The following is a 25,540-nucleotide window of genomic DNA, read 5'->3' on the forward strand; positions in this document are numbered from 1 at the left end:
CGCGTCCCGATCATAACCCTGCCGTATCGATCATAAATCCATCGTCCCGATCATAACCCTGCCGTATCGATCATAACCCCGGTGTCCCGATCATAAATCTGGCAACCCGATCATATACCAGTCGTATCGATCATAAATCTGGTGTCCCGATTATAACCCTGTCGCATCGAACATAAATCCCGCGTCCCGATTATAACCCTGTCGCATCGATCATAAATCCGGTGTCCCGATCATAACCCTGCCGTATCGATCATAAATCCGTCGCCCCGATCATAACCCCCGCGCCCCGATCATATAACCCGACCGACCGATCATATCCCATAATGGCCCCGCCAAAAAAAATGAAACTTCTTCCATCGTCCTCCGTCTAATCAATTGAATAAGGAAAAGTGAGGAGAGATATTATGAAGAAAATCGGTACAATCGCATTGGCAGCACTATTAGCAGGAAGCGTAGTGGGTGGCTATTCAGCACAAGCACAAGAAGATACTACACAAGCCATTAGTGAAAAAGAACAAGTTACGACAAACTTTATGAAAGCTACGGGTGTCATTCAAGAAATTGAAAAAGAAGAAGAGGGAATTCGTGTAACGATTGAAAATGAAGATAAAATGATTACGATTTTGCGCATCAATGATAATTCCTTGCTATTTAATAGTGGGACGACAAAATCTTTAAAACCAGCAGACTTTAAAAAGGGTGCAACTGTTTCAGCCTATTATGATAAAAATAAACCTATGATCCTGATTTATCCGGCAACAGTGACACCTGAAATTGTCATTTTAAACGATGAAGAAGTTTTTGGTGAAGTGAAAGTCAGCCAGTTTGACAAAGAATTCTTAAGCTTGGATGGCGAGTTGAAATTGAATATCGGCAAAGATACGCCTCTTTTCAATCAACAAGGTAAAGCAATCGAATTGAAAGAGTTGAACGGTAAAGAATTGATGGTATTTTACTCAATCACAACGAGAAGCCTACCACCACAAACACCACCAACTAAAATTATTGCTTTGGATAATGCAACAGTAGAAGCACCTGAAGTTGAGCCGGAAGAAAAACCAGAAGTATCAACAGGCTTACAAGACATCATCGCTAACGACCACTACATGAAAAATGGCGTTAAGATGATTCCACTTCGTATAGTCGCTGAGCATCTTGGTTATCATGTTCTTTCTCAACCAAAAGTAAATGGTGCACTTGTTACATTAGACAACAGTTCATTCACTATTAAACGAGGCGACAACATGTATGGTTATAATAAAAGCATTCGTAAATTCGAAGTTGCACCAGAATTGAAAGGTATGAAAACATACGTTTCAGAAGACTTCTTGGAGCTATTAATCCAAAACTAACAATCGAAAAGCATGGCATATGAAAAAAAGCTTGAAACGATGGGACTGCCCTGTAAAAGGTCAGGCGTTTCAGGCTTTTTTCTATGTTATTTCATGAAGAACCACTATACAGAATGTTCAATCTCCTGTACTGTTAATATACAATCTTTCACTAGAAAAGGAGTTTATGTTTGATGAAAAAGATTATGGTATTTTTTACTGGGCTGCTTGTTATGTTCGCTACATTCGGCAATGTTTCTGCGGCACCATTATTTAAAGACGTCAATGATAAGTACGGGTCGAAAGCAGAATTAGATTTTTTGGCGGAGCGCGGTATTATCTTTGCAGACCCGGCACAAAACTTTGGGGTGAATGAAGAAATTACGCGCCTTGAAGCTTCAGCTATGATTATTAGGGCGTTAGGACTCGAAACGGTAGACCGACCCGATCCAAACTTCACCGACGTCACTCCAGAAGATGAGGGATACGACATCATTGCGACAATAACCGATGAAGGTATCGTCAACGGTAATGCTGAGGGCGAGTTCATGCCGAACAATAAGTTAACAAGGGGACAGATGGCAGCGATTTTAGTCAAGGCTTTTGAGTTGAAGGGAACAACAGAACAGACTTTCAAAGATGTCGATTCGGCATACTGGGCGTCTGATTCTATTAAAACGCTCTTCGCTAATGAAATCACAACGGGTTATCCAAACAATACATATAAGCCAACAGCATTCATTACAAAAGCGAGTTTCGGTGTGTTTCTCGCACGAATACTGAACCCAGAATTTAAAAAACAGCCTGTCTGCTATAAGTCTGACGGTAAAAAGACGGCAGTTGTTGCTGTGCAGGTGACAAACTTATGGAAATCACCGAACAACAATCGTGTAGTGGACCGTCCTTCTATTTCTAATCCTACCGACATTCAAAAGTGGGCGAAAAGCATGTCTGTCAGTCAAAAATTATGGCTTGTTGGAAAAACAGATACACAAGCCCTTTATGGGCAAGAAGTTGTTATTCTAAAAAGTAGCGGAAACTGGCATGAAATTGCTGTAAAGGACCAATACACGCCTAGGAATAAAGCGGGATATCCAGGATGGGTTCCGAAATCTCATGTGACGGAAATAACGACTGATTATACGGATTGCCAACTAGCAATCGTTGATACGAATATCGCTACTCTTTATAATGAACCGAAAAAGGCCAACAAGTTCATGGATATCAGCTACACAACAATGCTTCCTGTCATTAAGGAAGAAGGGGATTGGTTACACGTTCAAACGCCTGCCAATGGTGTGAAATATTTGCGTAAGAAAGATGCAAAAGTCGTAAAAAACTTTGCTGCAATACCAAAACCGACTCAACAAGATATCGTCGATAGTGCCAAGATGTTTCTTGGACTTCCGTACATCTGGTCAGGGATATCAGGTTTTGGCTTTGACTGTTCGGGTCTTATCCATTCGGTTTACAAAAATCACGGCATCATGATTCCGCGTGATTCATTCGTCCAGGCGGTGAATGGTACACCTGTTGCAAGGAAAAGTATGCAACCGGGCGATTTACTATTTTTTGCGTACAATCAAGGCAAAGGGAAGGTCTATCACGTCGGCATGTATATCGGAAAAGGTCAGATGATTCACGCACCCAATTCAAGCAGAAACGTGGAAATTGTATCCATTGATACACACCCATACAAAGCAAACTATGCGGGCTCAAGAAGATATTTGAAATAACCACTACACTAGATTGTGAACCGATTGGGAAATTGGTTCACCGTCTTTTTTTCATTAAAACGGTCCATCTATTCAATGAAATTACTATTTATTGAACAAATGAATACCTATATAAACTGAGCGAAGGCACCTTATAAGGGAGTCTTGCTTCCAATACATATGTTATAATTTACTAGAATAAGGGGGTATTAAAATGAAGAAATTTACCATGGCACTTGTTGCATTCCTGCTAGTATTTACTATTATTCCTATTGCGAAAGCAGAAACAGGGCGCGATTCAAACCCATTTTCCGATTTAAAGGGACCGAATGGAGATATTATTTATTTGTATAATAAAAACATTATCGGTGGTTATCCAGATGGAACGTTCCGACCGAATGAACCCATCACGCGTGCTCAGGTCGCAGCAATGCTTGTGAAAGCGCTCGATTTTAAGCTGATTGACAAACCGATAGTGCAATTTAAAGACGTTTCCAATATATCTAAACATTATCAAACCTTGGCGACAGTCAGTGAACTTGGTATTCTTCGTGGAGAAAATGGTTATATGCGCCCCGGAGAAATCACGACAAGAGCGCAAATGGCGGCAATCTTGCGCAGAGCATTCGAGTTGCCAATGGACAATCAGCCGACATTTGTCGATGTATCGCCAGCAAATTGGGCTTTTAAGGATATCAATAGTTTAGCTAAAAACTTGATAGCAGGTGGATACCAAGATGGAACGTTCAAACCGGGAAATCCGGTAACACGTTCGCAATTTTCTTCTTTCCTAGCCCGTGCTCTTGATGACAAAATGAAACTTGCGGGTTATCGTTCTGCTGTCAGTGAAAAAGGTGTAGAAGTTGAACGGGACGGTTGGATATACACAGTGAAAACTAACAAACTTGTGAAAATTAATCAAAAGACAAAAGAGGAAATTATCTTATTGTCAGAAGATGATTTCAGTGATTCAGATGGCTATGTAGAGCAAAAGCTTAGAAATGGATTTCCCATCATCTTGTTCAATAATCAAATCTTCACTCCTTATTGGAAAGAAGTTGATATAAAGAGCGGGTTGCCAACAGATTACGGTCTAATGGTATCATCGATAACGGGTGAGAAATTAAGCACAACTGGTGACAAGTACAACGATATTACCATGTATAACCTTCCGAATAGCAATGTTATCCGGAATGTAACACTCCATAATTTTGAAATCTACTTCACGATAGAGAAAAAGGTTCGTCAATTCGATAAAGGTTTTAATGAGGAAGTTAATACTGATGATATGTTAATCCTTTATTCAGCCGATCAAATTGGCTTTGGCATAAAGAAAGTTCATGAGTTTGATGCGCGTGTCATTTTTGACGACATAAAAGGTTCAAAAGTGAAACCTAACGTAAACCAAAATAATAAATCGATTAAATATGATTCTAGTGCCATGTATTATTTCAATAAAAAAGGTGTTTTCGCCTACAGTATGCTGAATGGTAAAACGAAAAGGTTGTCTACTATCCAAGCGCAAGATATGACTGTAATGGACACTGAAATCATAGTTGAAGATAGTAAGGGGAAAAAACACATTCTGAAAAAATGACGAAAAGCATCCTTCGGGGTGTTTTTTTTGTGGTAATAAGGAATTGAAACTCCCTTTCTAAAGGAATTCCAAACACAAACATAAAGCCTTTAACATAAGATAAACAATAAGGCACCAAAGTACGAATCACTATCCCGAAAAAGGATGTGTTTAGGCGTGTACAATAATTTCAATCAAAATCCAAATACAAAATACACGCTGGGCGATCTCTTGAAAGGGAAAGATCTTGAAATTGTAGCGGCATCACTCCTTTTGCTCGGCAAACTGAAAGTCGATTCCGTTCAACTATTTAGGGATAAACCAGTCATATCAGTTACATTGCTAGGAGAGTTTAAAAGTTTAAACGATAAAAAAGTAAATGAAATGACTGATTTTCTAGAGAAAAATGGTGATCTAACATTAGACGAGTTATTTGAGGGAATAAAAAGGCGAATGAATAAAGACAGGGGGAACGGACGTGAGTGAAAAAATCGGTTTTGACGCCGGAAGTTTTATTAATACGGTCATCTTAATCGTATTTCTTCTTCTCCTAGTTTTTGGCTCGACGAATTTAGGGGAGTTGACGGAAGTGGTAGATCTATAATAATTAATAATGTTTCTTCATCCTATAAGCACGAAAAAGGGGAAACAGGACTCCAAATAAATCAGCGGGTCCTGTTTTATTAGCTATAGCTAAAACCGAGCTGTCTTTAGACGAAGATTACTGTGTTTCAATCGCAGTAAATCCGCCAGCGTTATAATTCCTTTTTCTTCAAGATGCTTCAATAATTCAACAAATAAATGAGCTGTTGTCAGTGCATCTCCAAGTGCGCGGTGGCGTTCAAATAGTGGCGTGCCAAATAGCTGTGCGTACTCTTTGAGATCTAGTTGGTCCCAAGATGGATTTAAATAATCGATTAAATCAAGCGTATCAAAAGAAGTGGGTTCTTCGTAGGAGTATTTCACACGCTGTAATTCTTTTTTTATGACCAGCGTATCAAAGCTTACATGATGTCCAATCCACCCTCCACTCTTCGTATCCTCAATAAACTGAAAGTAGCTCTCTATAGCTTCGAGCGCAGTTGGGGCATTTTCTACATGGTATTGTTCAATAGAAGTTAACCTAGTAATATATTCAGGTATTTCACCTAATGGCTTTACAAAGGTCTGGAATACACGATTCGTTACTTCTGACTTTTCGACATGGACAGCTCCAATTTCAATGAGTCCGTCATCGGCAGCAATTGCAAACCCAGTCGTTTCAGTATCGAAGACAGTAAACGGCATATTACGCAACTTTGTATTCAGCAAAAATGATTGATCCAACTTATAATTTAATCGTTGTTTTCTCCAAAACATACATATTGCCTCCAAGCGATAGCGAAAATAGATCATAATTTTGCAAGTAGATGTGATTGCAGCGCGTGGACTGTCGTTAACATCGTTGTTAATTCATCCTGTTGCCATCTTCGCATCGATGCAAACTGAATTTCAGTGGTAATAGATTCATCTCGCAGATGTTTTTTCCAAGCCAGTTGAATTCGTGTTTTTAGTGCAATTTCATATGAATGACGTATATCATCGGCAAAGCCAGCCGATAGTTCACCTAATTGTACAAGGTCGTCTACTAATTGTAATGGTGTGCGTGTAATGATATTTTTTTGAACGCCCAGTATTTGTAGGCAATGATGCATTGGAAACAATGCGTTTTTTTTAATGTCAATGATTTCTCGGGTTCCTCTTCCTTTAAATAATGCCAAAAAGGACTGGTTTACTTGGGGTATGGGCTTGTTTTGTTCCTGCTGCGCCATGTAATAAAGAAAAGTTTGTGAGGACTTCAATTGAATTTGTACCATCCGAACAAAATGATTATGTAACGATGCATCACCCATTAGAAAACGAAAAGATAAAAAGTTATAGCCAAGTAATATATCATCATTAGTCGCCTTAAGCGCCCAGTTACGTAAGCGTTGCTGCCAATCGGTAACGGAACCGCGCCACTGCACCTCGCTTGACATCATTTTTCCGACGCATCTGGAATAGCCAGCTTTCTCCAAATGCTTAACAATTGCATCACCAAGCAATGAAAAATAAAACGCCACGTGCTTCCTATCATCTTCGTGCGGGTCGGTGTAGACAAGGAAGTGATCCTGGTCCGTCAACATGAATTGTTCGCCCCTAGCACCACTGCCCATCTCATACCATGCGAAGGGGACGGGTGGTGTTCCTTTACCTTGCCTTTCTAACGACTGTACAGCGAGTTTCACACAGTGTCGTGCGAGTCGGTCGTATAGTTTTGTAACAATCTCCAACGTATGAATGGTAGAGATATCATCGTTAATTAAACTAGATAACACATCGTAAATCGCGTTTTTAACGGCAGGTAAATTTTCGAAAGAAGCCTCTTCAATCGTTTTCAATACACCCATTGATCCACGATCACGCTTGAAAATAAGATTGGACAGTGTAACTATACCCACCAAACGATTACCTTCGATAACGGGTAAGTGTTTTACCCCATTCTTATAAAATGCCGAAAGGACTTCGTAATAATAATCATGACGTGAAATAGTATGCAGTTTTTTTGTCATAATATCTTTAGCTTTCAGTTCGCCGTTTGCCACTTGTGCAACGACCCTTTGGACAAGGTCTTTTTTTGTAATGATCCCGATTAGTTGCTCTTCCTGATCCACGACCATTAGCGAACTGATTGAGTTATCGACCATTATTCGTGCTATTTGCTGAACTGACGCATCTTCAGAGGCTGTAATCACAGAGGAGTTCATAAAGTCTTCGACACGACGTACATAAGGCTCGCTTTCTCCCCACTCATCTGACAACTTAACCTGCTCACCAAGGGAAGCATAGACATTTGCGAGACGAATAGACATGAGTTTCAAAATAGCATCACGGACATCCGTGTCATCTATTCTTTCTTTTAGGACAGCATATGGAATCTGTAGACAATAGGAATCTTCTACTACTTCCAATACAAGACGATGATGATCGAGCGGCCTATTGGATTCACCTAAATAATAAGCGATATTTGAAAAACCGATTACCTCACCTTCTTGAACTTCTTCAAGGGCGAAGGATTGCCCATCATCTCCAACTATGAATATCTCTGCTGTCCCTGTTAAAATGAGTAACAACCCTTCATGAGGTGTTATAAAGTAATTCACTTTTGCAGATTTCCGATAATAGGTAATTTTGCATTCAGCCATTAGTTCAGCAAATTTTTCCTCAGTTAATCCTCTGAAAATAGGCTGGTCATGCACTTTCTTATACATTTTTTGTTGTGCACTGTTCATTATGAATTTCCTCCACCTTCATCTTTTTAGAGAAAAATCCCCCTCGTCCAGTTAAATTAGGGAGGGGGATTTTTTGCTATGAATTATCGTTCTAGCTCTCTATAACCTGTTTCTGCTTTAAATTTCACTTCGGCATAAGAAACCTCTTCAGCTTCGAATTTCTTAGATGAAACGAGTGTACCAATAATCGCTGCTAAGAATCCTGCTGGAACTGAAATTATGGCAGGGTTCGAATATGGGAAGAGTGGTTGCCCAACGAAGAACGCCGCTCCTTCTACAGGATTAATAACGCTAGGACTTAATGCAACAAGAACAAGCGCGACAATCAAACCGGTTAACATTGAAGCAACTGCGCCTGTCGTATTGAATTTTTTCCAATAGATCGTAAGAAGAATTGTCGGAACGTTCGCAGAGGCGGCGATACAGAATGCGAGTGAAACAAGAAACGCGACATTCAATTTTTCCGCACCTAGTGCTAAAATGATTGAGACAATAGCAACTGCAAGTGCAGCGAATCTTGCAGCTCTTACTTGTTGTTTCTCTGTTACTTTTCCTTTTTTTATAATTTCTGCGTAAATATCATGTGCAATAGCTGAAGCTCCTGACAAAACAAGTCCGGCAACAACTGCTAGAATCGTTGCGAACGCAACCGCTGCAACGAATGACTCAAGTGCTGATCCTCCCAACACACCCGCTAACATTGGTGCGGCCATGTTCCCAGCAGCATTCTCAGCAACAATGGCATCCACACCAACAAACTTAGCTGCACCGAATCCAAGGAAAATGGTTAAGACGTAGAATATACCTATAATCCAAACTGCATAAATAACAGAAGAACGAGCTGTTTTCGCATCTTTTACCGTGAAGAAACGCATTAAGATATGCGGTAAGCCAGCCGTACCTAAAACGAGTGCAATTAGTACAGAGATCAAACCAATCGGATCTTTATAGATTATTCCGGAATGTAAGAAGGCATCGCCATGTGGTGTTGCCGTTCTCATGGCATCAAACATCCCAATAAAGTTGAAATTAAACTTTAACAAAACGAGGAATGAAATAACAATGGTTCCTATCATAAGTAAAATCGCTTTAACAATTTGAACCCAACTTGTTGCAGTCATACCACCGAATAGTACATAGATTGTCATCATGACACCAACGATTAGAACTGCAATCCAGTAGTCAATTCCAAGAAGTAATTTAATAAGTGCACCTGCACCTACAAGCTGAGCAAGCATATAAAATAAAACAATCGTAATTGTATTTAACGCTGCAGCGCCACGAACCTTTTTTGCTCCAAAACGTGCTCCAATCATGTCAGCCATTGTAAATTTCCCTAGATTACGAAGCGGCTCGGCGATTAGAAATAAAACTACTAGATATGCAGTTAACCAGCCGATACTATAGTAAAATCCATCAAATCCATTTAACGAAATTGCTCCGGCAATACCAAGGAATGATGCGGCAGATAAGTAGTCCCCAGCAATCGCCATTCCGTTTTGCCAACCGGTTAACGATCCCCCAGCCGTGTAAAAATCACTTGCAGTTGTCGTCTGTTTGGCAGCCCAGTATGTAATACCGAGTGTCAATCCAATCACTGCAACGAAAATTGCTATTGATATAATATTGTCCACGTGTAAGTACCCCCTTTATTTTAAAACATTTTTCTTTAGAATTTCTTCAACGTCTATATCGAAGCTTTTCGCTTTGTTCATATAGATGGATGTAAACACCCATACCATTACGAACATGCTTAATGAATAGACCCATGTCCAAGTCATCCAACCGATGGCTCGATTTTCAAGTATGGTTGTATATCCGGTGAGAATAGGTAGTGTAAAATAGGCGATAAAAAAGAAAATAATGTATGGCGTAGAAAAGATTCTTTTTCGTTTGACTAAATTTTTGAATTCAGGTGTATTGATAATTTTTTCATAGTCCAATGTTTCACTTGCTTGCTTTTTCTTCGGATTTTTACCCACGATTTCATCCCCTTTTTTTCTGAAGTGTTGAAAACTGGTAGTTTAGTAAAGTAATAAGCCTCCTTTTAGATGAATTAGCTCTCATATTTTGTAAAAAACGCACTAAATCTGTTAAAAATGTTAATCATATAATAGAAGGCTAGTTTCACATTACCAAATTTTCCGATAACGCACAAGGTATTTTTCTGAATAGTTAAAACTTAGTTTTGTCACTGCGAGAAAAGGAACTTATCAAATGGCTAGGAATTAGCGGCAAGTATAGACGATGGAACCAATTTATATATATTAAAATACAGAAACCCATTGAATTCACTACGGCGGGAGGGTGTCCCTTATAAGGCGCCTTCGCTCAGCCAATTTAAGTATCCAATGGTTCAACATTTATAAAGGGAGGTGAAGTCATAGGATATTAGTATCCTATCAATCTGGTGGGAGAGGAAAGTGTTATGAGGTCTAAGACATGTAGGTATATCACAAAAAAAGTGTATAAAAATACCCCTCATCTTCGTCAAGGAAGAGAGGGGGAGTGAAAAAATTGGAACTTATTCATTCTCCAGATTCTGCAGAGAAGTCGCGTTGCCCAAGTTCTTTTTCATAAATGTATAATGCGTTTTTATCTTCTCCGATACGCTTCAAATACTCGATATGTGTATCGAAAGATGCTTCCTCTTCAACTTGTTCGTCCAAGAACCATCTCAAAAACGAAATTGTGGCATGTTCTTTTTCTTCCCAAGCGAGGTCCGTTAATTCATAAAAGTTCTTGGTAACGCCTTTTTCTTGTAGTAAACCCGATTCAAATGTATCCAATACTGACGCGAATTCGATTTTTGGCTCTGACGTTGCGGAGAATTTAGCTTGTAACCCGCGGTCATTCATATAGTTGTAAATTTTCATGCCGTGAAAACGCTCTTCTTCGGCTTGTTGAAGATAGTAATTGGCAAAGCCAGCATAATTATTGTGCTCGCAATAAGCAGCCATTGCCATATAAGCTTGTGCAGCGTTGAACTCATTATTCATTTGCTGATTAAGAGCATCTGCTAGTCGTTGACTAATCATTATATTGCCTCCTTTTATTGTTAAGACTATTCTTCTTTATCATAGCCTAATCTAGATTTTCATTCACGTATTTTGATTGAAAACACGGAATTTTGTCGTATTAGGAGTTTTGGCAATAGGAAAAGACGAAATTTACGGTTAGAACTTGGAACATTGTATAATAGAGGATAAAAGTGAGTGTTCGCACCGGGAAAATATATGAACAAATTAGATACTAGTTTAATAAAAAGAATATTTACGGCTTCTACATTTAATAAATGAGAAGCTTACCATAAAAGTGGTAGAGTACATGGTTTACAATTAAATAGTGCTAAGAATATATGGCGTGCAACAGTCTCAGGAAGCAAGTTGTATACTGTTCAAATAGAATTGAATGGTTACGACATTGATGATGATTGTAACTGTCCTGCGCATTATTCCTATGGAGAGTGTAAGCATGTTTGTGCTACGGTTTTGGCAATTGCCGATGAACAAAACGTTGCTACTAGTAGCAAAAAGAGTGGAACGAAAAATGCAAGATATCGGCGAGCTGAAGAGTTGATTGATTACTTTGGAGAAAGTAACAATCGTTCAGAATTGAATGCAGAAGATGAGTGCTATTTGAAAGTAGAATTTCTATTGAGGGCACATACGTTAGCTAGCTATTATAGAGAAAAAGATATTTTTGACATTCAGATGAAAATTGGAACTAAACGATTATATATCGTCAAGGATATTCGGCAGCATGTCACAAAACACTGACTTGCAGTTTGGCAAGCATTTTACGTATGATCCCGCATATCATGTGTTTCAAATGGAAGATTTGGCGATTATCCATAAATTAATGCAGTTTTATAAAACTGAAACCATCTATGATACGAGTACTTGGGGAGGTAACGGTAGGTCAGGAAAAGATATAGTCATACCTCCATACGCGGTAGATGAGTTACTTGCTACCTTGCAACATCAAAATTGTGTTTTTCAGCAAGAAGATTTCGTTTATGGACAACTGCAAATTGTAGACGAAGATCTTCCTTTCTCCTTTTCGCTTGAAAATGGCAAGTCCAAAGAATTTCAATTGAAAGTAAGCGGACATGTAGATGGGGAATATTTTAAAACCTATGGCTGGTATGCATATAAAGGGAAATTACATAAACTATCGGGTGAACAGCAACGGGCATTACAACTATTCGTTCCATTAATTAAAAGTGGAGGAAGTCCAATTATCCCGATATCAGCTGAACAAGTTGGGACATTTGTTTCACAAGCCATGCCAAAGCTAAAGGAAATTGGTAAGGTTCAAGTAGCTAAGACTGTTTCTGCGTTTATTATGAATCCTCCACTACGGGTGAAAATGTTTGTGGAAGGGACTAGTGATCGTATCGAGGTGAAGGTAGAGTATCATTACGATTCGATTGTCATTAACCCGATTGCCCAAAGTGAGACCGATGCTAATGAGGAACAAACGATATTAATCCGTGATGCAAAACAGGAACAATTATTTATGAATGCATTCGAGGATTCTTCATTGAAAGTGAGTGAGAATCAGTATTACACAGATGACGAGGAAGATATATTCGGATTTCTATACGACACATTGGCGCTACTTGAAGAGAAGGCAGACATATTTTTAGCGCCAGCCATTAAATCATTGATTCTACCTACAGAGAAAATGGCTAAAGTTGCTGTCGATATCCACTCAAGTGGGAACCTATTGGAAGTTGACTTTTCAATGGACGGAGTGGATTACGACAAGGTTCCACATATTTTCCAGTCTGTTATTGAAAAGAAACGCTATGTGCGTTTACCAACTGGAGCCTTTTTGTCACTTGATGATGAACAGTTGAAGGACGTAGCAGATCTTTATAAAGAGTTAAATGATAAATCGATTGAAATGGTAAATGGTAAAATGAACATGCCGTTATATAGAGGTCTGCAAATCGAAGAGCGCTTAACGCAGTTGGACAAACAGAACCGGAAATTCGGGAAAAGCTTCCGGCAGTTCATAAGCGCCATTAAATCCCCAGAGGAAGAAGAATATGTGATACCGGACACACTTCAAGAAAACTTGCGAGATTATCAGTTGACGGGTTTTCAGTGGTTGAAGTCATTGGCACAATACCAACTGGGTGGAATTTTAGCAGATGACATGGGCTTAGGAAAGACCTTGCAATGTATTGCTTATATCCAATCGGAGAAGCAGGCTCAGTCGGGGAAGCCCGTGCTCGTAGTCGCTCCAGCATCATTGGTTTATAATTGGAAGAATGAATTCAGTAAGTTTTCTCCTGTATTAAGGGTGGATATCGCTACTGGAACGGTTCAGGAAAGAAAGGCTATTTTGGACCAGGATAATATTCCGGATGTATACATTACCTCCTATCATACGTTGAGGCAGGATTTAGAGTGGTATAAGGAGCAAGAATTCCATACGCTTATTCTAGATGAAGCGCAGTCGATAAAAAACTATGCGTCTAAAATTGCGCAAGCAGTAAGGGCGTTAACGGCGCATAAGCGGTTTGCCTTGTCTGGAACGCCGATTGAAAATTCATTGGACGAGTTGTGGGCGATTTTTCAAGCAATCATGCCTGGGTTTTTACATGATCAGAAAACGTTTCGTAGTTTAAAACCTGAATACATTGCTAGGGTGGTTAAACCTTTTATTTTGAGAAGGTTGAAAATGGACGTTTTGAAGGAATTACCTGACAAAATTGAAACGGTTCATTACTCAGAACTGAAGAAAGAACAGAAGGAGCTTTACCTCGGCTACTTGGACAAAATCCGCGCTGAAACAAAAGAGTCACTTGACACAGAAGGTTTAGGTAAAGGGAGAATTAAAATTTTGGCGGGACTGACAAGACTTCGGCAGCTTTGTTGTCACCCCTCTTTATTCATCGAGAACTACGAAGGGCAATCTGGAAAGCTGGAAGATCTTTTTGAGATTATTGAAAACGGACGAGAAAATGGCCGCAAAATCTTAATCTTTTCACAGTTTTCAAGTATGTTGAAAATTATTCGGGAAAAGCTTGTACAATCAGGACAAAGTTGCTTCTATTTAGATGGTCAAACGCCAGCCAAGGGGCGAGTCCAACTCGTCGATGATTTTAATGAAGGATCTGAAACGATTTTTCTTATTTCATTAAAAGCTGGCGGGACTGGCCTGAATTTAACTGGTGCGGATACGGTTGTTCTCTATGACTTATGGTGGAATCCAGCAATCGAGGAGCAAGCAATTGGTAGAGCCCATCGAATGGGGCAGAAGAACGTTGTTCAAGTTATAAAGCTTATTGCCCAAGGAACAATAGAAGAAAAGATAAACGAATTGCAGCAAAGTAAAAAGGAATTAATCGATCAAGTTATTCAAACGGGTGAAACGATGCTATCCTCGTTATCGGAAGATATTATCGATTTAAGGTTATTCAGCAGGGATTCAAACCCCTGCTGAATAAAGTTGAAAACTCCGGTGGATGTCACAGCTTTTGAATTGTGTGAGTGTACAGAATCTCGTGAATATTACATTTGAAAGTGGGGGACAAGCCTGAGGATATTTCCGATATTCAGAGGTTGCTTGGCATGGAAGTGGAAAAAAGTATAAAAAATGTTGTGGGGCATAAATTTCAGATAAGCCGTGCACAGCACTAGTCAGTATATGAACGACAATTGCATGCTATATATGTTGAATTAATGAATCCCACTAAATTTACTGTGGCGCTCAATAGGGAGCTAGTATTAATTCGGGGTGTGGATTGTAGAACGCTTAGCGCTATTGGGGATGCTCTACGCAGTAAGCCTGGATTAGCGCTTCGCATCCAGTATTACAGCATCGGCTACCCCTTTGCCGCGCCTGCGCTAGGATGTTCATTATCGAGAGAAATGTGATTTTGAGATGTATATGCCGATTGCAGATTTCATCGCAGATAATGAAAAGCTCTTTCTTACATAGTCCATCCAGCGTAGGCGCGTCTTCGTGGTAGCCGGAGCGATAAGACTGAAAGTGGTTTCCTTTCTGGCTTATCGCGGGAGGCATCCACAAAGCGCCGAAGCGGTATTAGGGGGAATCCTAATTCATTTCAAGTACAAGGGCTTTTTCAGTGGCCTCCCAAAAGCCTGTGTAAAGCGCATACGCCGCAATCATTATTCTATATAATTTCCAGCGAAGGCTACCCCTATGAGGAGCCGAGCGTTGTTGAGAGGATTCTTTATGTCAACATATATAGTAGAATCATGAGATGAATCATAAAGGGGTAAATACTGTGAAACGTATCGCGATAGATATGGATGAAGTCATATCGCATTTTAGCGCTAAATGTCTAGAATTATTTAATGATGAATTTAACGAAAGTTATACGGACCACCATTTGCATGGCAAGAAACTCATAGAATTAGATGCTAGATTTGAAAAGAAAGTGGACCACTATTTAGCAAACGAATTATTTTTCTTGGAGTTAGACGTGATAAAAGATAGTCAAGAAGTGATAAAAGAATTAAGTGCTTGCTATGAAATATATATTGTAACCGCAGCAATGGAGTTTCCAGCTTCGTTAGCACCAAAATATCGCTGGTTAAAGAAACACTTCAGTTTTTTGAATGAAAAGAATTTCGTCTTTTGCGGCGATAAAAGCATAATTCTTGCAGATTATTTGATAGACGATACGCCAAGTAATTTAGAAACATTTCAGGGGAAGGGCCTACTTTTCACAGCTCCACATAATGTCCATACAACCGGATATACGCGATTAAACAATTGGAAAGATACCGCGGATTATTTTCTTAAGTAAATTAGTGCGATAGAATCAAAAATAACCCCTCATCTTCATCAAAGGAAGAGAGGGGTATTATAAATTTAAGGTATCTGGTGCTGATACAACCCTGAATTGTATTAGTACCAGATACCTTTTATTTTTTATTATCCTTCATCATTTGTGAACCAATCGCGCCTACTATTAAAATGATCAATGAAATGATACTGTAGTCTTTAAAAAAGGTTGTAAACGGAATATCCAGAAGTCTAAACACAAGTGTAATAATTCGTCCTACTAATAATCCTAGTCCAATCATTACCATCCAATTAAATACTTTCTCTATAAAATTCATTGTAATCTCCTTTTTCTTGAGTAACTTCCTTCACACAATCGCTTTCTTAATTAACAACCTTGGTGCATCCTAAATTAACGACTATCCCAATCAGTAAATCAAGTACGATAAGACAGCTTTCGCAACAAGGTCTCCGCAGGACCTCTCACATTAGCGCGACGCATGAAATCGGCGATGACTACTGAGAGGAGCCAGGTGAATAACGCGATGACATCGCTGCCGGCTTGGCCCATATGTGCACCTAGACCGCCGGCATACGGAGCAAAAACAGCGATGAATACGACCGATTGAAAAATGTAAAAGGTCATCGAGCGCTGTCCTACTGCGGCGATAGCCATAGTGATGGGTCCTCGTTTTTCCCCAAGCTTGATGACTAACAATCCGATAAACGCTGCCCAGCCCAATCCACCTGCATAGCCAGTACCGGTGTGTAGAATAGTAGCGAACGTCTGCGCTCCAAACGATGGATTAGTCCAATACTGTGAGGACATCAGTGCCAACGGGATTGCTCCGACAGTAGCGAGACCAATACCAATCATTGAAGTGCGCACAAGCAAGAGCAGGTGTTGCTCCGGATTATCGAGGATTCGCCGCCGTGCCGCCAAAATTCCGATAAGCATGCCAGGGACGACCTGATAGACAAGCAAAGGTGTGTAGATAATCCACTCCGGAATACGGATAGCGCTAGCGAGAAATGGGTTCTCCAGCGCTATTGAGGAGAGTACAGCGTTATCTACTAAGGCGTCGTAACCACGAGGCATCAATGAACCAAAGATTGCTACTAGAACAAGAAATATTCCAGCAATCCATAACAGCTTCTTGTCTGATGCACGGAGGAATCCGACCAAGAGAAGGGTAGCCAGGCCATATAATGCTATGATATCTTCGAATAATAGTGCTACATGCAAGAAACCGATGAGAATCATCAACCAGCCTCGCCGGCGGAACAGCTTGCGAATTGAAATCCAATCGTTACCTTTTTCTTCCTGACGAAGCATGAGCTGGACCATACCGTAGCCAAAGAGGAGAAAGAACATAGGGAATGCACGGCCGTCAACTAAGACTTGCCGAAACAATACAACGATCTGGTCAACCTTTGTGATTTCTCGATCGGCGGCGTATAGAAATACGTGGGCGTGTGCCAATGCGATGAACAGTAGCATAAAGCCGCGGGCAAGATCCGGAGCAAGCTTCCGATCATAATTGGAGATAGGATTTGACTTTAGAGTAACGTTAGTCAAATTTGTTACCCTTTACTGCCTGATTAACAATTTTCACGAGCTCGCTGCTATACGTATCCAAGTCGACTTTTTTTGTTATAGCAGTGTGAGCCATATACTCTCCGATAGCTCCTTGAATCATACTGGCCATGACTACTACATTAAAAGATCCGAATTCCCCTTGTTTTTGACCATAATGTAGTATTTGTTGTAGTTCATACATGATTTGGTCCTCTTCATCATCGCCTAATTTATAGTAGGGAATGTTATCGGGCGTTCTGGCATTAAAGACAATTTCTATCAGAGCCGTATAACGTGTCGGATGCGTACCTTGATATGCTAAATTTGCCGCTATGAATGTATTCAGTTGCTCAAAAGCTGTATTTTCTCGACCAACTCTCTCTAAGATATAAGATGTTGACCCTTCTACAAGATTCATCAGAAGGTGGTTCATCAAATCGTTCTTATCCGAAAAATGGTAAGAAATTAATGCGGTACTGATGTCCGCTCTTTTAGCAATTTGAGAAAGGCTGGCTTTTAAGTATCCAATTTCATCAAGGGTTTTAATTGCTGCTTCCACAATTTGGTCACGTCTTGCTTCTGCGATAAACGATTTTTTTCCTTCAACTTTGTTATCTTCCTTCATTTATATGACCTCTATTATTTATATACATTATGATTCCTCCAAATTAATTTGATTGTACAATCAAATTTTTAATTGATCACTCAATCAGATTTTAACACGGAGAAATTTCACGGTCAATTTATTAATGAAGTATAGCGATAGATATATGAGGGGGTTCACTGTATATTTATCGGTAGGATGTAATGTCGTAAGTAAATAACTTTTTATTGAGAGGGAGATGAATCAAGTGGACAGTGTAACCCGATCCTACTTTGAAAACCTAGAAGCAAAGGACAAAAATGTTCAATTTGAAGCGTTTAATGCTATTAATGCAGCTGTAAAAGAAGAAGTGGACTGGGCTTATGAAGTTTGGGACGAATTAAAGGAATGGCTAACAGATTCCGATAATCATCGAAGATCTAGGGGTGCTCAGTTCCTAGCTGGTCTTGCGAAAAGTGATCCAGAAAAACGTATATTAGGCGATTTTCCAGCGTTATGGGAAGTGACCAAAGATCCGAAATTTGTTACAGCCCGACATAGCTTACAGTCGATATGGAGAGTGGGCTTAGCTGGAAAGGAACAAAAACAACAAGTGATTCATCATATAGTGGAACGTTTTCAAAACGGTGTGCATGAAAAACATTACACCTTGATTCGATTTGATATGATTCAAGGCTTGAAAAATTTATATGATGCATTAAAAGAGGAAGAAATTAAACAGATAGCAATGGGTTTGATTGAGACAGAAGAAGATATCAAATACCGTAAGAAGTATATGACTGTATGGAAATGAAGAGTGGATAATATATTTATTTTAGGTGGGAGAAATGAAGAGTGAAATCGATAACTATTTACCATTATGACGCATTTAGTAAAGAGCCAAACAAAGGGAATCCTGCTGGAGTAGTGCTGAACGGGGATGATTTAACAGATTTTGAGATGCAAGAAATAGCTTACAGGGCAGGTTTCAACGAGACTGCATTTTTAGTCAATTCGAATGTGGCTGATCTTGGAATACGTTATTTTTCACCAGGACAAGAAATGGATTTATGTGGACATGGAACAATTGCTGCTGTATATGCTTTAAAGTCTAAGAATTTATTGAATGATAAGAGTAAACTAACAATTGAAACGAAAGTAGGGATTTTACCTATCAGAATAGATTCACAAGCGGATGGTGAGGAATACATAACTATGAAACAAGATTCCCCACAATTAAAAGACTTTAGCGGTTCGTACGAAGAATTGGCCCATTCAATCGGAATTAATAGAGATGATATAGAATCTGATTTACCCACTGTATATGGTAGTACAGGTTCATGGACATTGTTAGTTCCAATTAAGAAACTTAGCATTTTTAATAAAATGAAAGCTAACAATGAGCTATTTCCATCCGTATTAAAAGAAATACCTAAAGCATCTATTCATCCTTTTTGTTTGGAGACGTACGATCAAAATGCAGATATGCATGCTCGTCATTTCTCTTCACCATATTCCGGTACAATTGAAGATTCCGTTACAGGAACAGCCTCAGGAGTGATGGGTGCTTATTACGCCGAATACATAAATAGAAACTTCGAAAACCATCTACGTATTTTAGTAGAACAAGGCCATGAAATGGGAAAGGATGGTCGTGTACTAGTTAAAGTCTCGAAAAATGAAAAAAGTTATGATATTGAAATTACAGGAACTGCAGTATATGTAAAAGAGCTTGAAATAGTTTTTGTTACGAACAAACACAACAAGGTTTAGATTTTTTGACAAAACAAAATCTCCTCATTTAGTAACCTGAGGAGATTGTTGAATAAGTATTTGGAAGTTGCAGGTCACGCTATTTTACATTAAATGTTAAAGTTTCGCGTATTCAGGATTAGCCACTTTTACGAGCTGTTTTCCCAGATTTGTTCCTTTAAATAAACCAAGGAATGCTTCTGGTGTATTTTCAAATCCTTCAACAATTGTTTCTTCATATTTCAGTTTGCCTTGCAGTAGCCATTTACCTAAGTCGGTAAACCCTCTTTCAAAATCAGTGGCAAAATCGCCTAGCGTGAAGCCTTGCATCATAGCGCTCGTCTTGATCATAGCTGATTGAATACGTGGACCTCTATCTTTTCCTTCAGCATTGTAGGAAGAAATTGATCCGCATAATGGAATACGAGCATTTCGATTTAGCATTGTAAAAACAGCGTCTGAAACGTCGCCGCCTACATTATCGAAATAGACATCTACTCCAGCAGGTACGGAATTTTTTAAATCTGTCCAGAAACTATCCTTTTTATAATTTACAGCTGCATCAAAGCCGAGTACATTCAATAAGTAGTCAATCTTTTCATCTGAACCTGCAATACCTACTACTTTGGCACCTTTGATTTTCGCGATTTGTCCAACTACTGATCCAACTGCCCCGGCAGCCCCAGAAACGACGACCGTTTCGCCTTCTTGGGGTTTTCCGATATCAAGCAATCCAAAATAGGCAGTTAAACCTGTCATGCCGAGAATACCTAAATGTGTTGAAATAGGTGCCATTTTAGGGTCTATTTTGCGAATTTCATTTGGAGTAGCTACGGTATATTCAGCCCAGCCAAGATTCCCAACAACGACATCACCTTGTTTAAAGGCGTCTGACTGGGATTCAACTACTTCAGCTACGACACCCCCTGAAATGACCTTATTCAATTCAAATGGAGCAATATATGACTTGGCATCTTGCATTCTTCCACGCATGTATGGGTCAACAGATAAATAAAGCGTCCGTACTAAAATTTCATTTACTTTTGGTGAGGGAACTGAATTCTTTACAAAGGTAAAGTCTTCTTTCGCAGGCATTCCTTTGGGACGATTTGCTAGGTGAATTTCCTGTTGTATCAATTGCTTCATTGCAATTCCTCCTTTGTAGTTTGCCGAATTAGTTGGCAAGTGAAAACCCTAACACTCAAGAGTTACTAAGGTCAATGATTATGGACTGGTGTTTCTTTTCCATTGAATTGCTATTGTTCAGCCTTGCTTTCTCCTGTGGACGAACTCCAAAATAGTATCCAAAAGTGTTATAATTATACTTAACTATAATTTGATGTTATTAATTTTAACTAAAGGAGGGCTTTAAACAAAAATGAAGAAAATAAATACAATGTTTCTCGCTTTAGCATTAACGGTAGCTTTACCGACGACAGCTACTGTTGGATTAACAGCTAACGCGGCAGAAGCTCAAGTCGTTAAATCAGAAGACGTCACGACAGCTGCAAAATTTACGGATATTCCAAATAGCCACTGGGCGAAAAATGAAGTTATGCAACTTGTAGAAATGGGCATAATGACGGGTTACGGCGATATGCAATTTCGTCCGGATCTAGCAATGACAGTTGGAGAGGCTACTCAATCTTTTACAAAAGCGGGATATGAATTTTTAATCAAAGACGTGACAGGCAATTCTTTTGGTATGGAAGAACCTTTAACACGTAGGCAAATGGAGTTGGCATTAGTAGATGCATTTAATTTGCAAGATAGTGCATTAATCGAATGGCCAAGTCTTATTTCATTGGATAAAGGAAGTGTAGGCGCAGTTCCACAATACAGAATTATGCCAGGCATACAAAAAGGTCTATTCAATCACGGATCACAAGTAGACCGCGCTACTTTTGCGGTGATTCTGCATCAAGTACTTGTGGAGAAGGGGAACATTGCAACTACCAAAAAATATGAATTAACGAACTTAGAGCTGTCGCCTAATTTTACTCGGATTCCCTCTGCTGTGAATTTAATGAAGGTGTCATTTGATGAACATCCGATTTACCTAAGATCGACAGAGAATATACTTTTCACGAATCATACGAGAATCGATAACTCATTTTCACGAGATAATATTTACACTTATGACATCGGTATAGAAGGTGCGACCATTGAGTTAACGGTTCGTTCATTTGATAATGGCGATTACTTCTTATTTTCGAAAATCATTAACCCTACTGAATCTGCTGTAACAGTAGATGTCATTCAAAAAGAAAATGAAGTGGCTTCATTTGAGCTAAACCGTTATGATAAATACAAGATTAAACGTAATGATAAAGACGTTTTTGGCAGTGACACAACATCCTATCCGACAGGTTTACTCCAATTTGTGAAGCTAGATGGATCAGTGAAGGAGCGGATGGTTGGTCAGTCTTATTTGTCAAAGCAATTGTCATTAGAGTATGAGAATGATGGCTACAGTTACATGCGTCAATTGCTCGGTGAAAAAGAGGCACTGTCTTATGCTCAGGTTGGAACAACATTATTATCTGTGCATACGTTAAATTCAAAAGGCAATGACATTGTAGATCAGTGGTATATGAATGCGGATGACCAATTATTTGCGAATGAAGAGAATATGGAGAGCTGGATGCTTGAGTCAGCTAAGTATTATAAAAAACGTAATAATTGGTACACGGCGGGTGGCCCATACAATAAAATGGCGATAACCACAGAGCCAATGCCTAATACAGGGCAAGGATATGGGCGGAACTTACTTCTATTAAAAGAAGATCGTGCGCTGGTTTTATATAATGAGCAAGAGGATCGTTATTTTGAGAACTTAATTTACAACTCATTTGTTAACTTGAAGAATTTCAAAGGTGACAAAGATTATTGGGAAACAGAAGTTACAAGCACCTATTTGAAAGATTTATATGACATTACAGCTCCATTCATTGATACACGTTTTAATGAGCAAATCGCGCTTTTCTACTATAATAGTGGTGCTGATTTTGGAATTGAGAATGCGAAAGAGCCATTGCGTAATTATGCTGACTTACTAGTCTCACAAAAAAGTAAAGGAAACGTCATTCCTGTGAATGACGAGTCTTACTACATCGCGGATTACTTCCCGATTGCACAGCAAGTAACGACACATGCCTCTATGAATCATGTGTTGGGCGGTATGAACGTTTTACTCATGGCTTATAATGAGTTCGGTGATCAGAAGTATTTAGATACAGCGCAGGCTATACAAACAGCGATTGTAGCGGATAAAGATGATTGGATTCGTGATAATGGCGATATTTGGTATCGTATTTCCGCATTACGTGACTATAAAGGCGATGATTACAAGCATCTGACTTTAGAGGATTTAATAAATTCGTACAAACTTTGGAAAGATATTGATCCGACGTATTTGCCTTTATTAGAAGAAATGATTGCTTCAAAAGCTTCGTTTTTATCGAATGAAAATTTAGGTTACACAACTAAAATAAAGAACGGGTTACGTGATATCGACTTATCGAACTATCTTCCTAAAGGGGAAGAAAGAACAGATGCATTGTGAAGAAGAAAAAACTAAATAGATACTGCTAGGGGAGCCGTTTAGGCTGAGACACATCATAGATGTAAACCCTTCGAACCTGATCTAGTTCATACTAGCGTAGGGAAGCAGCTGAAACTCTACACTCAATGTCTTTATATACGTAGAAAACAGCCGCCTTCCGATTATGGAAAGCGGCTGTTTTCTGTTCCAGTGTATATATGTTGAACAAATGAAATAAAGATAGTGAACTGCGCGAAGGCGCATTACAAGGGCTAGCGCCGTAGTGAATTCAATGGAATTCTTTATTACAACGTATATAGATTCACCTACCAAAAATATAGATAAGGGATGGATGAGTAAAATGGAAAATAAAATTAGTAACCTAGTTGATGAACGTCTAGAGGAGTTAGTGCAATTGCTAGCGGACCTCGTTCGTTTCCCGACAGTTAGTCCACCGGCAAGAAATACAACAGGCGTACAGCGGTATATTCAAGATTTTTTAGCACAAGAAAAATTTGAAACGGTTAGTTGGGATGTATTTCCTGGCGACCCGAACGTTGTAGGCGTTAAAAAGGGAACGGATGGAAACCTGTATAACAGCCTAATCATTAATGGACATATAGACGTTGCGGAAGTGGGGGATGAAACAGAGTGGACTGTGCCTGTCTTTGAACTAACGACTAAAGATGGCAACGCATATGGGCGAGGAACATCCGATATGAAAGGTGCAGTAGCGGCGACTTTACTAGCCGTTAAATTATTAAACGAACTAGGTGTGGAACTGAAAGGTGATTTGCAAATTCAGACTGTCATTGGGGAGGAAGCGGGAGAGGCTGGAACACTTTCATGTATGGAAAAAGGCTATACAGCAGACTTTGCACTTGTAGTCGATGGCAGTGATCGTCAAATCCATGGTCAGGGTGGTGTGATTACCGGCTGGATAACGATTAAAAGTAAGGAAGTTTTCCATGATGCAATGAGGATGAGTATGCTTCATGCAGGCGGTTCGGTTAATGGGGCTAGTGCGATAGAAAAGATGATGAAGGTTATTGCTGGATTACAAGATTTAGAACGTCACTGGGCTGTGACAAAAAAATATCCGGGTTTTGCGCCTGGCACCACTACTATTAATCCAGCAGTTATAGAAGGAGGAAGGCATGCAGCTTTTGTGGCGGATGAATGTCGGCTCTGGATCACCGTTCATTTCTATCCGAATGAAACCTATCAATCTGTAACAAAAGAAATCGAAGAGCATTTGAACCATGTAGCAAAAGCAGACACGTGGTTAAGAGAAAATCCCATTCACTTTCGCTGGGGTGGAAAATCAATGATTGAAGAACGTGGAGAAATATTTCCGGCGCTTGAAATGAATGCGGACCATGCAGCTGTTCAACTTCTTGCGCATTGTCATGAACAAACCGAAAAAAGTCCTGCAATAATTGGTATGTCGAGATCAGTAACAGATGCGGGCTGGCTAGGAGCAGCAGGAATTCCAACTGTTATCTACGGTCCTGGAAAGTTGGAAGAGGCACATTCTGTCGATGAAAAGATAAACATTGAAGAATTAGTGGTATTTACCAAGACGCTTATGTTATTTATAAATGAGTGGTGTAATACGAAAAAATAGGAGTGCAAGTAATCTCCCCATTCATCTACTACTATTAAACTGTTACATGTTGAACAAATGGATGCCTATATAAACTAAGCGAAGGCGCCTTACAAGGGACAGCCTAAACCTTAAGAAAAGCTTAAAAGTCTACGTTTGACTTGTACATTTGCGGCTAGCTTTGGACGAAATGATTACAACACCTTTACCGCGGGTTAAATGTGGCTGGAAATGCCAGCTACACTCTTTTCGGTAATCCTGTTACAACTAACTGTCCACCACATACCTACAATGTTTAAGTGGAAAATGCAACTACTTTGGAAGATGGAAGAATAACTACCTTTCTATAAAAGTTGCAAGTGCCCGAAGATGAAATTTCGGGCACTCTGCTGCATTTAACAAGCTTTCCTTACTTACTTTGGCAAAAATCATACAAGTAACAATGTGATGCCATATAGAAAGTGACCCTTTCTAAAATACAAAAAGGAAATACTATAGAGTGGGATTAGGCAGCCAAAATTGCATCTTTGGCTGCCCCTTTATGGATAGGAATGTAGTTATTCACTCGTTCCCAAAAGCATCAGAACTTAGTGTAGCTGTACCTTTGAAGAGCGGCGGACGAAGGGCCCCCATACAATTAACGAAAAAGCAGCGTAGGATGCGACAAAGTCGCATCCTACGCTGCAAGAAATGCCGATAATGGTGCAGTAGTCGTTCAGTCCAAAGCGATTCAAAAGCACATGTACATAAGGCTTCTAGTGTTTTATCACAAA

The 25,540-nt window shown here is 39.5% G+C and carries 21 protein-coding genes and 1 riboswitch; of the genes, 12 read left to right on the plus strand and 9 right to left on the minus strand.

The genetic code is table 11. The features are described 5' to 3' along the window. Nucleotides 1-404: 404 nt before the first annotated feature. The 5 genes from H7992_RS06395 to H7992_RS24630 all read left to right on the plus strand — a co-directional run bounded on the left by H7992_RS06395 (nucleotide 405) and on the right by H7992_RS24630 (nucleotide 5,226). Nucleotides 405-1,352, plus strand: a complete 948-nt coding sequence (locus H7992_RS06395; protein ID WP_187046994.1) for a stalk domain-containing protein — start codon at nucleotides 405-407, stop codon at nucleotides 1,350-1,352. 173 nt (nucleotides 1,353-1,525) lie between these two features. Continuing rightward, a complete protein-coding gene (locus H7992_RS06400; protein ID WP_187046995.1) occupies nucleotides 1,526-3,067 on the plus strand; it encodes an S-layer homology domain-containing protein in 1,542 nt (513 codons plus the stop codon). A 193-nt stretch (nucleotides 3,068-3,260) separates the two neighbouring features. Beyond that, nucleotides 3,261-4,643 carry an S-layer homology domain-containing protein gene (locus H7992_RS06405; RefSeq protein ID WP_187046996.1) on the plus strand — a complete coding sequence of 461 codons (1,383 nt, stop codon included), beginning with the start codon at nucleotides 3,261-3,263 and terminating at the stop codon, nucleotides 4,641-4,643. A gap of 156 nt (nucleotides 4,644-4,799) precedes the next feature. After that, the gene (locus tag H7992_RS06410; protein ID WP_231885777.1) at nucleotides 4,800-5,108 is read left to right on the plus strand and encodes a hypothetical protein; all 309 of its coding nucleotides are present in this window, start codon (nucleotides 4,800-4,802) and stop codon (nucleotides 5,106-5,108) included. After that, nucleotides 5,101-5,226, plus strand: coding sequence for a hypothetical protein (locus tag H7992_RS24630; protein WP_255428601.1), 126 nt, complete (start codon nucleotides 5,101-5,103; stop codon nucleotides 5,224-5,226). Before H7992_RS06410 ends, H7992_RS24630 begins: the two co-directional genes overlap by 8 nt. Before the next feature lie 89 nt (nucleotides 5,227-5,315). On the opposite strand, the gene H7992_RS06415 is transcribed toward H7992_RS24630, so the two are convergent. The 5 genes from H7992_RS06415 to H7992_RS06435 form a co-directional block, all read right to left on the minus strand. Continuing rightward, entirely contained in the window at nucleotides 5,316-5,981 is a 666-nt protein-coding gene (locus H7992_RS06415; protein ID WP_187046997.1) for a 3'-5' exonuclease, read from the minus strand. 32 nt (nucleotides 5,982-6,013) lie between these two features. Beyond that, nucleotides 6,014-7,933, minus strand: a complete 1,920-nt coding sequence (locus H7992_RS06420; protein ID WP_187046998.1) for a DUF294 nucleotidyltransferase-like domain-containing protein — start codon at nucleotides 7,931-7,933, stop codon at nucleotides 6,014-6,016. A gap of 83 nt (nucleotides 7,934-8,016) precedes the next feature. After that, on the minus strand, nucleotides 8,017-9,567 hold the full coding sequence (locus H7992_RS06425) for a solute symporter family protein (RefSeq protein WP_187046999.1): 1,551 nt from the start codon (nucleotides 9,565-9,567) through the stop codon (nucleotides 8,017-8,019). 15 nt (nucleotides 9,568-9,582) lie between these two features. Continuing rightward, nucleotides 9,583-9,915 carry a DUF485 domain-containing protein gene (locus H7992_RS06430; RefSeq protein ID WP_067206749.1) on the minus strand — a complete coding sequence of 111 codons (333 nt, stop codon included), beginning with the start codon at nucleotides 9,913-9,915 and terminating at the stop codon, nucleotides 9,583-9,585. 546 nt (nucleotides 9,916-10,461) lie between these two features. Continuing rightward, nucleotides 10,462-10,971 (minus strand): ferritin, encoded by a 510-nt coding sequence (locus H7992_RS06435; RefSeq protein WP_067206752.1) that lies wholly within the window; start codon nucleotides 10,969-10,971, stop codon nucleotides 10,462-10,464. 348 nt (nucleotides 10,972-11,319) lie between these two features. Between H7992_RS06435 and H7992_RS24635 the strand changes: the two genes are divergently transcribed. From H7992_RS24635 to H7992_RS06450, 3 genes are all read left to right on the plus strand, one after another. Continuing rightward, a complete protein-coding gene (locus H7992_RS24635; protein ID WP_255428602.1) occupies nucleotides 11,320-11,712 on the plus strand; it encodes an SWIM zinc finger family protein in 393 nt (130 codons plus the stop codon). Next, on the plus strand, nucleotides 11,696-14,392 hold the full coding sequence (locus H7992_RS06440) for a DEAD/DEAH box helicase (RefSeq protein ID WP_255428603.1): 2,697 nt from the start codon (nucleotides 11,696-11,698) through the stop codon (nucleotides 14,390-14,392). Before H7992_RS24635 ends, H7992_RS06440 begins: the two co-directional genes overlap by 17 nt. Before the next feature lie 808 nt (nucleotides 14,393-15,200). Then, nucleotides 15,201-15,725, plus strand: coding sequence for a 5' nucleotidase, NT5C type (locus tag H7992_RS06450; protein WP_067206758.1), 525 nt, complete (start codon nucleotides 15,201-15,203; stop codon nucleotides 15,723-15,725). A gap of 118 nt (nucleotides 15,726-15,843) precedes the next feature. Here the strand turns inward: H7992_RS06450 and H7992_RS06455 are convergent, their stop codons facing one another. From H7992_RS06455 to H7992_RS06465, 3 genes are all read right to left on the minus strand, one after another. Continuing rightward, nucleotides 15,844-16,041 (minus strand): hypothetical protein, encoded by a 198-nt coding sequence (locus H7992_RS06455; protein ID WP_067206759.1) that lies wholly within the window; start codon nucleotides 16,039-16,041, stop codon nucleotides 15,844-15,846. 98 nt (nucleotides 16,042-16,139) lie between these two features. Beyond that, the gene (locus H7992_RS06460; RefSeq protein WP_255428604.1) at nucleotides 16,140-16,967 is read right to left on the minus strand and encodes a DUF418 domain-containing protein; all 828 of its coding nucleotides are present in this window, start codon (nucleotides 16,965-16,967) and stop codon (nucleotides 16,140-16,142) included. Nucleotides 16,968-17,274: 307 nt separating this feature from the next. After that, nucleotides 17,275-17,907, minus strand: coding sequence for a TetR/AcrR family transcriptional regulator (locus tag H7992_RS06465; protein WP_067206763.1), 633 nt, complete (start codon nucleotides 17,905-17,907; stop codon nucleotides 17,275-17,277). A gap of 226 nt (nucleotides 17,908-18,133) precedes the next feature. Between H7992_RS06465 and H7992_RS06470 the strand changes: the two genes are divergently transcribed. Continuing rightward, nucleotides 18,134-18,679 carry a hypothetical protein gene (locus H7992_RS06470; protein WP_067206766.1) on the plus strand — a complete coding sequence of 182 codons (546 nt, stop codon included), beginning with the start codon at nucleotides 18,134-18,136 and terminating at the stop codon, nucleotides 18,677-18,679. A gap of 41 nt (nucleotides 18,680-18,720) precedes the next feature. Then, nucleotides 18,721-19,638, plus strand: coding sequence for a PhzF family phenazine biosynthesis protein (locus tag H7992_RS06475; RefSeq protein ID WP_067206769.1), 918 nt, complete (start codon nucleotides 18,721-18,723; stop codon nucleotides 19,636-19,638). A gap of 96 nt (nucleotides 19,639-19,734) precedes the next feature. Here H7992_RS06475 and H7992_RS06480 read toward each other — a convergent pair whose 3' ends face one another. Continuing rightward, a complete protein-coding gene (locus tag H7992_RS06480) occupies nucleotides 19,735-20,763 on the minus strand; it encodes an NADP-dependent oxidoreductase (RefSeq protein ID WP_067206771.1) in 1,029 nt (342 codons plus the stop codon). A gap of 232 nt (nucleotides 20,764-20,995) precedes the next feature. Here H7992_RS06480 and H7992_RS06485 point away from each other — a divergent pair, with 232 nt between their 5' ends. Further along, complete coding sequence (locus H7992_RS06485) at nucleotides 20,996-23,182, plus strand: S-layer homology domain-containing protein (protein ID WP_187047000.1); 2,187 nt, start codon at nucleotides 20,996-20,998, stop codon at nucleotides 23,180-23,182. Nucleotides 23,183-23,199: 17 nt separating this feature from the next. Then, nucleotides 23,200-23,302: riboswitch (TPP riboswitch) on the plus strand. A 211-nt stretch (nucleotides 23,303-23,513) separates the two neighbouring features. Next, nucleotides 23,514-24,788, plus strand: coding sequence for an acetylornithine deacetylase (locus H7992_RS06490; protein ID WP_370569994.1), 1,275 nt, complete (start codon nucleotides 23,514-23,516; stop codon nucleotides 24,786-24,788). Nucleotides 24,789-25,540: the final 752 nt, after the last annotated feature.

Source organism: Sporosarcina sp. resist (assembly GCF_014302295.1).
Classification (GTDB): domain Bacteria; phylum Bacillota; class Bacilli; order Bacillales_A; family Planococcaceae; genus Sporosarcina; species Sporosarcina psychrophila.